The organism is Collinsella sp. TM05-37 (assembly GCF_003436455.1).
Classification (GTDB): domain Bacteria; phylum Actinomycetota; class Coriobacteriia; order Coriobacteriales; family Coriobacteriaceae; genus Collinsella.
The window spans coordinates 1-8,608 of the sequence record NZ_QSPN01000029.1 but is presented as its reverse complement, the minus strand read 5'-3'; the positions used below and the strand labels follow the sequence as shown (position 1 = coordinate 8,608).

General features: G+C 58.5%; 8 protein-coding genes. All 8 read left to right on the top strand.

Features of this window, described 5'->3' with window-relative positions; translation table 11 throughout:
• Window positions 1-162 precede the first annotated feature (162 nt).
• The 8 genes from DXD48_RS09850 to DXD48_RS09815 all read left to right on the top strand — a co-directional run bounded on the left by DXD48_RS09850 (window position 163) and on the right by DXD48_RS09815 (window position 8,294).
• Complete coding sequence (locus tag DXD48_RS09850) at window positions 163-1,245, top strand: DMT family transporter (protein WP_117778793.1); 1,083 nt, start codon at window positions 163-165, stop codon at window positions 1,243-1,245.
• Between the two features lie 183 nt (window positions 1,246-1,428).
• Window positions 1,429-2,352: a PTS mannose/fructose/sorbose transporter subunit IIAB gene (locus DXD48_RS09845; protein ID WP_117565050.1), complete on the top strand. Its 924-nt coding sequence runs from the start codon at window positions 1,429-1,431 to the stop codon at window positions 2,350-2,352.
• A gap of 36 nt (window positions 2,353-2,388) precedes the next feature.
• Complete coding sequence (locus DXD48_RS09840) at window positions 2,389-3,183, top strand: PTS sugar transporter subunit IIC (protein ID WP_006235136.1); 795 nt, start codon at window positions 2,389-2,391, stop codon at window positions 3,181-3,183.
• A gap of 13 nt (window positions 3,184-3,196) precedes the next feature.
• Window positions 3,197-4,030, top strand: coding sequence for a PTS system mannose/fructose/sorbose family transporter subunit IID (locus DXD48_RS09835; RefSeq protein ID WP_035136780.1), 834 nt, complete (start codon window positions 3,197-3,199; stop codon window positions 4,028-4,030).
• Window positions 4,031-4,220: 190 nt separating this feature from the next.
• The gene (locus tag DXD48_RS09830) at window positions 4,221-5,204 is read left to right on the top strand and encodes an SIS domain-containing protein (protein WP_233514992.1); all 984 of its coding nucleotides are present in this window, start codon (window positions 4,221-4,223) and stop codon (window positions 5,202-5,204) included.
• A gap of 160 nt (window positions 5,205-5,364) precedes the next feature.
• On the top strand, window positions 5,365-5,994 hold the full coding sequence (locus tag DXD48_RS09825) for an HAD family phosphatase (RefSeq protein ID WP_158548982.1): 630 nt from the start codon (window positions 5,365-5,367) through the stop codon (window positions 5,992-5,994).
• 353 nt (window positions 5,995-6,347) lie between these two features.
• Window positions 6,348-7,355, top strand: a complete 1,008-nt coding sequence (locus DXD48_RS09820; RefSeq protein ID WP_117565047.1) for a YitT family protein — start codon at window positions 6,348-6,350, stop codon at window positions 7,353-7,355.
• A 219-nt stretch (window positions 7,356-7,574) separates the two neighbouring features.
• Window positions 7,575-8,294 (top strand): GntR family transcriptional regulator, encoded by a 720-nt coding sequence (locus tag DXD48_RS09815; protein ID WP_117565046.1) that lies wholly within the window; start codon window positions 7,575-7,577, stop codon window positions 8,292-8,294.
• Window positions 8,295-8,608 lie beyond the last annotated feature (314 nt).

Here is an 8,608-nt window from a genome sequence, read left to right as displayed (position 1 = left end):
GGCTCTCAATGTTTTATGTCCTGCTCATATCGTCTGTGCCGGCAGTTGGGGACACTCCTTGTGTCGAGAGATTTCCCGTTCGCCGATTTGTGCCTTGAAAAATGTATATAACGACTATAACGTAGCATGAAACATATTGGAAATAATACTGAGGAGGCTGCGTTGAAGAGGAGCAATCTGGGCTATGTGCTGGTGCTGATCGCCGCGCTTATGTGGGGCAGCATCGGAATCTTTGTAAACGGCATCTCGGCCATGGGCGTTTCGTCCCAGAGCATGGCTGCCTTTCGCTTGTTGGTCGGAGCGCTTATCTTGGCGCCGGTCCTGATGTTTATGGGCTGCCGTCCGGGTGAGGGGTCTACCGTGGTTCAGGGTCCGCTGACCCTGTTCAAGGCAAGCCCTAAAGAGCTTGTTTCCTGCGCGCTTGTCGGTATCGTCGGTTTGGCTGCCGCCAACACCTGCTATTACGAGTGCATGCGCGAGGTGGGCATGTCCACGGCATCGGTGCTGCTCTACACGTCGCCGGTGTTTGGCGTCGCGCTCGGCCGCGTCCTTTATCGCGAGGACGTGACCCTCAACAAGCTCGTTGCCATTGTCTTTAACATCGTTGGCTGTGTGCTTGCGGTGACCAATGGCGACCTTTCCGGTTTTCATTTTTCGGTTTGGGGCGTCACGTCGGGCGTGATTGCAGGCCTTTGCGGTGCGTCGCTCGCGGTGTTTAGCCGGATAGCAACCAAGACGGTCCACCCGCTGGCTGTCACGTTTTGGGGCTTTGTTTTTGGCGGTGCGGTTATGGCAGCTATCGCGGCTCCGTGGCCGGATGTCGCCGCGGCAATGTCGCCACAGCTGCTGCTGCTGTTCCTTGGCTTTGGACTCATCCCCACAGCCGTGGCTTACATCTTATATATGCAGGGTCTGTCCATGGGGCTCGAGACGTCGAAAGTTCCCGTCGTAATGTCATTCGAGACAGTCGTCACCGTACTGCTGGGCATTGGTGTCTACGCCGAGCCCGCCGGCGCGATCAAAGTTCTGGGCATCGTTTTGGTGCTCGCGTCCATCGTGATTATGAACACCGACTTTTCCAAGCTGCGCAACAGTGTGTTTGTCGGTCATGTCGTTGAGAGCATGACCTTTAAGCCCAACGCGTGGTGGACGGAGAAATCGCAGGACATGGATCTCTTCCGCGAGCGCACGGGCATTGCGCTGGAGCCCACCGTGCAGGAAAGCCCCTGGTACTTCGTGCGATAGGGGGTTGCGCGCGGCGTCCGACCTGGGGTTATCCAGCCAGCGCCGGCCTACCCAAGACCATCGTTTCGATTGCGTTAAACCCGCCAACGGTCGTTTTTCACCCGCGAACGGTTTAAATACTAATTATCAATATCCGCAACGTATAAGACGTTATAATGACCATAACGAAAAGGAGGAGGCAAGATGAATCAGATCATTCTCGCATCTCATGGCGGCCTGGCCGCAGGCGCCAAAGACACGCTCGAGATGGTTCTCGGCGACGTGTCGAACGTCCACGTCGTGTCGCTTGCTCGTGACGACAAGGAGCCCATCACCAATAAGGTTGAGGCTATGATCGCCACGTTCAACGCGGACGACACCGTGTATGTGCTAACCGATATGCTCGGTAGCTCGGTCAACAACAACATGGTCGAGCTTTCCAAGAACGGCACGAAGTTCACGGTTGTCAGCGGTTTCAACATCCCGCTGGCGCTCACGCTCGCTATGAGCCCCGTCCCCGTCAAGGGTGCCGAGCTCGCGTCCCTCATCAACGAGGCCCGCACCGGTCTGACCAACCCCAACGCACCGGTCGAGGTCGCCGCGGCTCCCGCCAAGAAGGCCAAGGCGTCCCGTCACAGCTCCGGTCCCGCCAAGATCGTCCTCGCGCGTCTTGACTACCGTCTGCTGCACGGCCAGGTCGTCTTTACCTGGACCACCAAGGTCCAGGCCGAGCGCATCATCGTCGTCGACAACGCTGCCGCCAACGATGACATCAAGAAGGGCGCCCTTAAGCTGGCCAAACCCCAGGGCGTGCGCCTGAACGTCTTCACCGTCGAGCGTGCCCTCGCCAAGATGGACAAGCTCAACACCCTCGGCGAGCGCGTCATGTTCGTCTTTGGCAACACGGCCGAGATGCTGCAGTTCTGCCAGGGCTACAAGCTCGACGCCATCAACCTGGGCGCCACCGCCAACCACGACGGTGCCGATCAGGTCGGCGGCAAGGACAGCTCCGTCTTCCTCGACGCCACCCAGAAGTCCGACGTCAACCAGCTGCTCGACATGGGCATCAAGCTCTACGTCCAGCAGACCCCTACGTATCAGAGCGTCGACATCGACGCCAAGCTGTAATCAACCAGGCTTTTGCCTGACTGAAAGGAGAAGGGTATGAATACGTTCATCAGTGCGGTGCTCGTCGGCCTCGTCGGCGTGTTCTGCATGTGGGACTCCCGCCTGCTCGGTCGTCTTAACTTCGAGCAGCCTCTCGTTGGCGCTACGCTCGTCGGTCTGCTGCTGGGCGATGTGCCCACCGGCCTTGCCGTCGGTGCCGCCGTCGAGCTCGTGTCCATGGGCCTGGTGCAGGTCGGCGCCGCCGTTCCGCCCGATATGGTCCTGGGCGGCATCGTGGCCGCTGCCTTTGCGTGCCTGACCGATGCTTCCGCCGAGACCGCCATGACGATCGCCATCCCGGTCGCCGTCCTGGGTCAGCTCCTCGGCATCGTGTTCCGTTCCATCATCGCCGCCCTCACCCATGTGGCAGATAGCGCGATCGATAACGGAAAGTTCAAGACCGCCTACCGCATGCACATCTGCGCCGGCTCCGGTCTGTACGCCGTCATGTACTTCCTGCCGATCTTCCTCGCCGTCTTTGTTGGCACCGACCTGGTTCAGGCCATCGTCAACATGGTTCCCGAGTGGCTGTCCACTGGTCTTAACGTTTCGACCAAGATCATGACCGCCTACGGCTTGGCCCTGCTGCTCACCATGATGATCAAGAAGGGTATGACTCCGTTCCTGTTCATCGGTTTCCTGCTCGCCGCTTACCTCAACCTGTCCGTCATCGCGGTCGCTCTGATCGGTGTGTGCCTGGCTGTCGTCTTCATGGGCTTCAAGTTCAACGGTTCCCATGCAGCCGCCGGTGTCGATTCCGACTACGATCCGCTCGAAGACGACGAAGACTAAGGAGGAACACACTATGGCAACCGCAACCAAGGACGTGTCCCTGAACAAGAAGGTCAGCCAGTTCTTCTGGCGCTCCTGGGCCATCCAGGCCTCTTGGAACTACGAGCGTCAGATGAACATGGGCTTCCTCTACGGCATGGTTCCCACGCTCGATCGCCTCTATCCGGATGAGTCCGATCCCAAGCAGCTCGCTGCTAAGAAAGAGGCTTACCACCGTCACATGGCGTTCTACAACTGCACCCCGCAGACGAGCGCTTTCATCCTGGGCCTCTCCGCCTCCATGGAGGAGGAGTACGCCAAGGATCCCGAGAACTTCGATCCCGATTCGATCAACGCGGTCAAGACCTCCCTCATGGGTCCGCTTTCCGGCATCGGTGACTCCTTCTTCCAGGGCACCATCCGCGTTATCGCCTTTGGCCTGGGCGTTCAGCTGGCTCAGCAGGGCTCCATCATGGGCCCGATCCTGGCTATGCTCATCTCCATCGTCCCCTCTGTGCTGATCACTTGGTTCGCAGCCAAGATGGGCTATCAGGGCGGACACGAGTACCTGAGCAAGCTTCAGGGCGGCGACCTCATGGAGAAGCTCATGTATGTCTGCGGCATCGTGGGTCTTATGTCCGTGGGCGGCATGATCGCTACGCTGATCGGCGCCACCACCCCGCTGCAGTTCGCTGAGGGTACCGTCGTTATCCAGGACATCCTGGACGGCATGATGCCCCAGATGATCTCCCTCGGCCTCACCGGCCTTATGTACTGGCTCATCAAGAAGAACGTCAACACCGGTTGGCTTCTCGTGATCGCCATTGTGGGCGGCATCGCCCTCTCCGCGGCCGGCATCCTGGCCTAGTCGCGACCCAATGCTTCCCCCGGGGGCCTGCCTGGCATCCCATACCCCAGGCAGGCTTCCATCCCTAACATGTGACAAAGGGACAGTTCCTTTGTCACATCCTCAACGGGCCGGCGACTCGGTCCTAACCACGGTAACCCTGCGTGCGTCCGGCAAAGTGGCGCCGCAAAAATCGAAAGGAATGTGTCAGATGTACGAGATCGACCTTAACCTCCCTAAGCAGATCGTCGCTGACGTCCTGTCCAACCACGAGATTCACAGCGTTGCCTTCGTCGGCTGCGGCGCTTCCATGTCCGACCTTTACCCCGCCAAGTACTTCCTGGCCAACAACACGGACAAGCTGAACGTTCAGATCTTCACCGCTAACGAGTTCAACTACGACACGCCTTCCTGGGTCAACGAGCACACCTTCGTGATCACCTGCTCCCTCGGTGGTTCCACGCCCGAGACCGTCGAGGCCAACAAGACTGCCAAGAAGCACAACTGCCCGGTCGTCTCCCTCACCAACAAGGCTGGCTCCGCTCTGACCGTCGACGCCGACCACGTCATCGTTCACGGCTTCCACGCCAACTTCGCTGCCAAGTGCGAGAAGCCCGGCTACGCCATCGCTCTTGCTCTCGAGATTCTTCAGCAGACCGAGGGCTATGACCACTACGAGGACATGATCACCGGCCTCACCAACGTCTTTGAGCTCTGCGAGAACGCTGCTCAGTCCTGCAAGAAGCTCGCCAAGAAGTTCGCCGAGGACTTCAAGGACGACAAGATGATCTACTTCATGGCTTCCGGTGCCTCCGAGAAGATGGCTTATTCTCATGCCGCCTTCCTGTTCACCGAGATGCAGTGGATCGACGCCGCCGCCTACAACACCGGCGAGTACTTCCACGGCCCGTTCGAGGTTTCCACCGAGGGTAAGCCCTACGTCTTCTTCATGTCCGATGGCGCTACCCGTCCGATGGACGCCCGCGCCCTCACCTTCCTTGAGCGCATGGGCGCCAAGGTCGCTCTGATCGACTCCAAGGACTACGGCCTGGCTGACGCCGTGCCCGCGAGCGTCATCACCTACTTCAACCCGCTGCTGCACCTCGCCGTTATGCGTGAGTACGGCAACCAGATCGCCGAGGCCCGTCAGCACCCGCTGACCATGCGTCGCTACATGTGGAAGCTTTCCTACTAATCACAAGTAAGTAGACCTTACGGGTTGATTGAGAGGGGATGGGGTTTGCGCCCCGTCCCCTTTTTTGCTCTGGGGAGGGCGTGTCTGTCGTGTCGCAAAACCCCAGATAAAACCTACCAAAATAAACCTGTCCCTTTTTGGCAGGTGGGAGGAGATGCGTATGATCAAGGCAGTGCTGTTTGACATGGACGGCGTGCTGGTCGATACCGAGTGGTTCTACAACCGTCGCCGCGTGGCATTTATGGAAGAGAAGGGCTTCCACTTTGACGAGATCCCCGATCTTTCGGGGTCTAACGAGCCCGCCATTTGGAAGGCGCTGGTGCCCGACGATGTTGAGCTGCGCGAGCGCCTGCGCGTGGAGTACAAGCAGGTCTACAGCCCGGACCACCCCGTTCCGTATGCCGAGCTTCTCAACGAGCAGACGGAGCCGGTGATGCGCAAGCTGCACGAGCGCGGCGTGAAGTGTGCCATCGCGAGCTCGTCCTATCGCGAGCTCATTGACGAGCTGGTGGAGATTGCCGGTATCGCCGACGTGCTGGACTACACCATCAGCGGTCACGAGTGCAGTGCGTTTAAGCCCGACCCCGAGATCTACCTGCGTGCCATGGAGGCGCTGGGGGTGGAGCCTGCCGAGTGCCTGGTTATCGAGGACTCGCCTTTGGGCATCGAGGCCGGTAAGCGCTCCGGCGCCCGCGTCCTGGCACTGCGTCCGCACGAGGGCGTTAACCTGGACCAAACGGGAGCCGACGCCGTCATCGACAACCTCGCCGACATTCTGACCGCTTTGTAGCGTCAATTCGCCGCAAGAAGTGCGGATTCACACGTCTCTTGCGGTGGATTGGCTCATTTTGGCTTCAATTTAGATCCGTTTGGCTTCGACTCGGACTAAGTGAGTAGACTTTTTGGCACATGCCGAGCACAAAGCGTATCTGCCTTAGTAAAACCGCAGGTCGGAGAGGTGGCTGTTTTGAGTGTGCTTGGTAGGTCGCGAAAAGCCTACTCACTTAGAATTTGGCTCTTTGGTTGGGGAGCTGCTGGCTCGTTTTGGTTGTCGAGAGAGGGTGAATTGAAGCGCCCTCTCGCGCTCCATGCTACAATCGCCGGCATGCCCCACAATTACATCTGCCTTCGAAAGGAGCCTACGTGGCGAACGCCATCGATCAGCTCACGGACCGCGTGCTCGTGCTCGGCCGTCTCACCATCGTCCGCCGCGCCATTACTGCCGTGGCGGTCACCATCTCCGCCGTTCTCCAGACATTTCTGATTCAGGCGTTCATTCGCCCCGCCGACCTGCTTCCGAGCGGCCTCACCGGCGTCGCGGTCCTGCTCGATCGCGTCACCTCGCTCGGCGGCGTTCATATCGACATCTCGCTCGGCATGCTCGCGCTCAACATCCCCGTGGCGCTCCTTTGCTGGAGCGGCATCAGCAAGCGCTTCGTCATCTTCTCGATGATGCAGGTCATGCTCTCGTCGCTGTTCCTCAACATCTTTCACTTCGCCCCGTTTTTGGGCGACAAGATCATGCTCATCATCTTTGGCGGCGTGGTCTCGGGCCTGGGCGCCGCCATCGCGCTTAAGTCCGGCGCATCCACCGGCGGCACCGACTTTATCGCGCTGTGGGTTTCCAACCATACAGGCAAGACCATCTGGGGCGTCATCTTTGGCTTTAACTGCGCTATCCTGGCGATCTTTGGCTTTATGTTTGGCTGGGACAATGCGGCGTATTCCATCGTGTTCCAGTTTATTTCGACCAAGACCATCGACAGTTTCTATCGTCGCTACGATCGCGTGACGCTGCAGATCACGACGCGTAAGGCAGACGAGGTCATGACTGCCTACGTAAACCATTTTCAGCACGGCATTAGCTGCGCCGAGGTCGTCGGCGGATACAGCCGCGAAAAGATGTACCTGCTGCACGCCGTTGTCTCGACCTACGAGAGCCAGGACATTATCAAGCTGGTGTGCGACGTTGATCCAGGAGCCGTGATCAACGTGTTCCACACGCTCAACTTTGTGGGTGGCTGGTGGGGTGGTCATGTCGACGAGCCTATGCCCACGGCCGTTCCCGATCCCGACAAGCCCGCGCGCATGGCCAGCAGGCAGGCGCGCCTCAGCGAGCAGGACAGCCTGCAGCAGGACGACGGCAAGTAGGGTATTGGCATTTTGCCGGCCCGGCGCAACCCTTCCGCATGAGCCCCTCGAAAGCCCCGTTGCTTTCGAGGGACTTTCGTTTGCCCAGATAAAACCTACCAAAATGAAGCTGTCGCTTTTTGGTAGGTGGGGTGTATCGTTTTATCAATATGAGGTAACATGAAACTAGACGTTATATACGTATTAGTTATTTCGATATTTCGATAAGAGTGATTAGATATGCCTGCACCCAAAAATGCACCGCTTTACCAGCAGATTTATGACGAAATCAAAGATGCGATCGAGAAAGGTGTTTATGCACCCAAGGAGCGTATTCCGTCCGAGCTCGAGCTTGCCGAGCAGTACGACGTGAGCCGAATTACGGTGCGTCGCGCCGTCGAGGAGTTGTGCTCCGATGGCTACCTGGTTAAGCAACAGGGCCGCGGCACCTTTGTTTCCACACCGCACATCAATCGTCAGTTCCATGCCTCGACGCTGCAGACGTTTACCGCGCTGTGTGCCGGCAACGGCATGAAGGCCGGTGCGCACGTGGTCGATCGCCAGATCGTTCCGGCGCGCCAAAACGAGATGGAGTTCTTTGGTCTGCAGAAGGATGCGCTGCTACTGCATATCAAACGCGTGCGTACGGCCGATGGTGAGCCCATCTTTGAGGAAAACGTCTTTGTGCCGTTTGACGCCTACCGTGAGCTGTTGACGGCCGATCTTGAGGACAAGTCGATTTTTGCCGAGGTCGAGCGTGTTGGCGGAACGCCGATTGTCTCGGTTGGCTACCGCACGGTCGAGGCCGTTCGTGCCAATACCGAGCAGGCGGCTGAGCTGGGCATTGCTCCGCACGATCCGCTGCTCAACCTGCGTGCCGGCTTTATCGGCCCCAATGGCGAGCCGGTTTTGATGGGTAAGCAGTACTACGTGGGTAGCCGTTACGTCATGGTGATGTAAGTTACGCGGTTTTACCAAACCGTGTAACGGGCCGACGCTGCGCCCTTGGTTCCGCCGTTCTAACGAACGGCGGACCGGTCGACGCTGCAAACGCCCCTAAGCGGCAATCTGACGTTCAATCGTCGGTCGCGTACCGAAGTACGCTTCCCTCCTCTTTCACGTCACCTTGCTCGCTTGGGGGCGTTTTCGCTGACTTATGCTCAACTGGCGATGTTTCCGCGCTTATCAAGATAGTCATTGGGGACGTTCTTAAACGACTAGTCATTCAAGAACGTCCATTACAGTCGAAATTGTCAGCCCGGGCCCGTCTCGGG

Excerpts from the sequence above, each read along its gene's own strand:
- DXD48_RS09845 (WP_117565050.1), top strand. The coding sequence starts at position 1,429 with ATGAATCAGATCATTCTCGCATCTCATGGCGGCCTGGCCGCAGGCGCC.
- DXD48_RS09840 (WP_006235136.1), top strand. The coding sequence starts at position 2,389 with ATGAATACGTTCATCAGTGCGGTGCTCGTCGGCCTCGTCGGCGTGTTC.
- DXD48_RS09835 (WP_035136780.1), top strand. The coding sequence starts at position 3,197 with ATGGCAACCGCAACCAAGGACGTGTCCCTGAACAAGAAGGTCAGCCAG.
- DXD48_RS09830 (WP_233514992.1), top strand. The coding sequence starts at position 4,221 with ATGTACGAGATCGACCTTAACCTCCCTAAGCAGATCGTCGCTGACGTC.
- DXD48_RS09825 (WP_158548982.1), top strand. The coding sequence starts at position 5,365 with ATGATCAAGGCAGTGCTGTTTGACATGGACGGCGTGCTGGTCGATACC.
- DXD48_RS09815 (WP_117565046.1), top strand. The coding sequence starts at position 7,575 with ATGCCTGCACCCAAAAATGCACCGCTTTACCAGCAGATTTATGACGAA.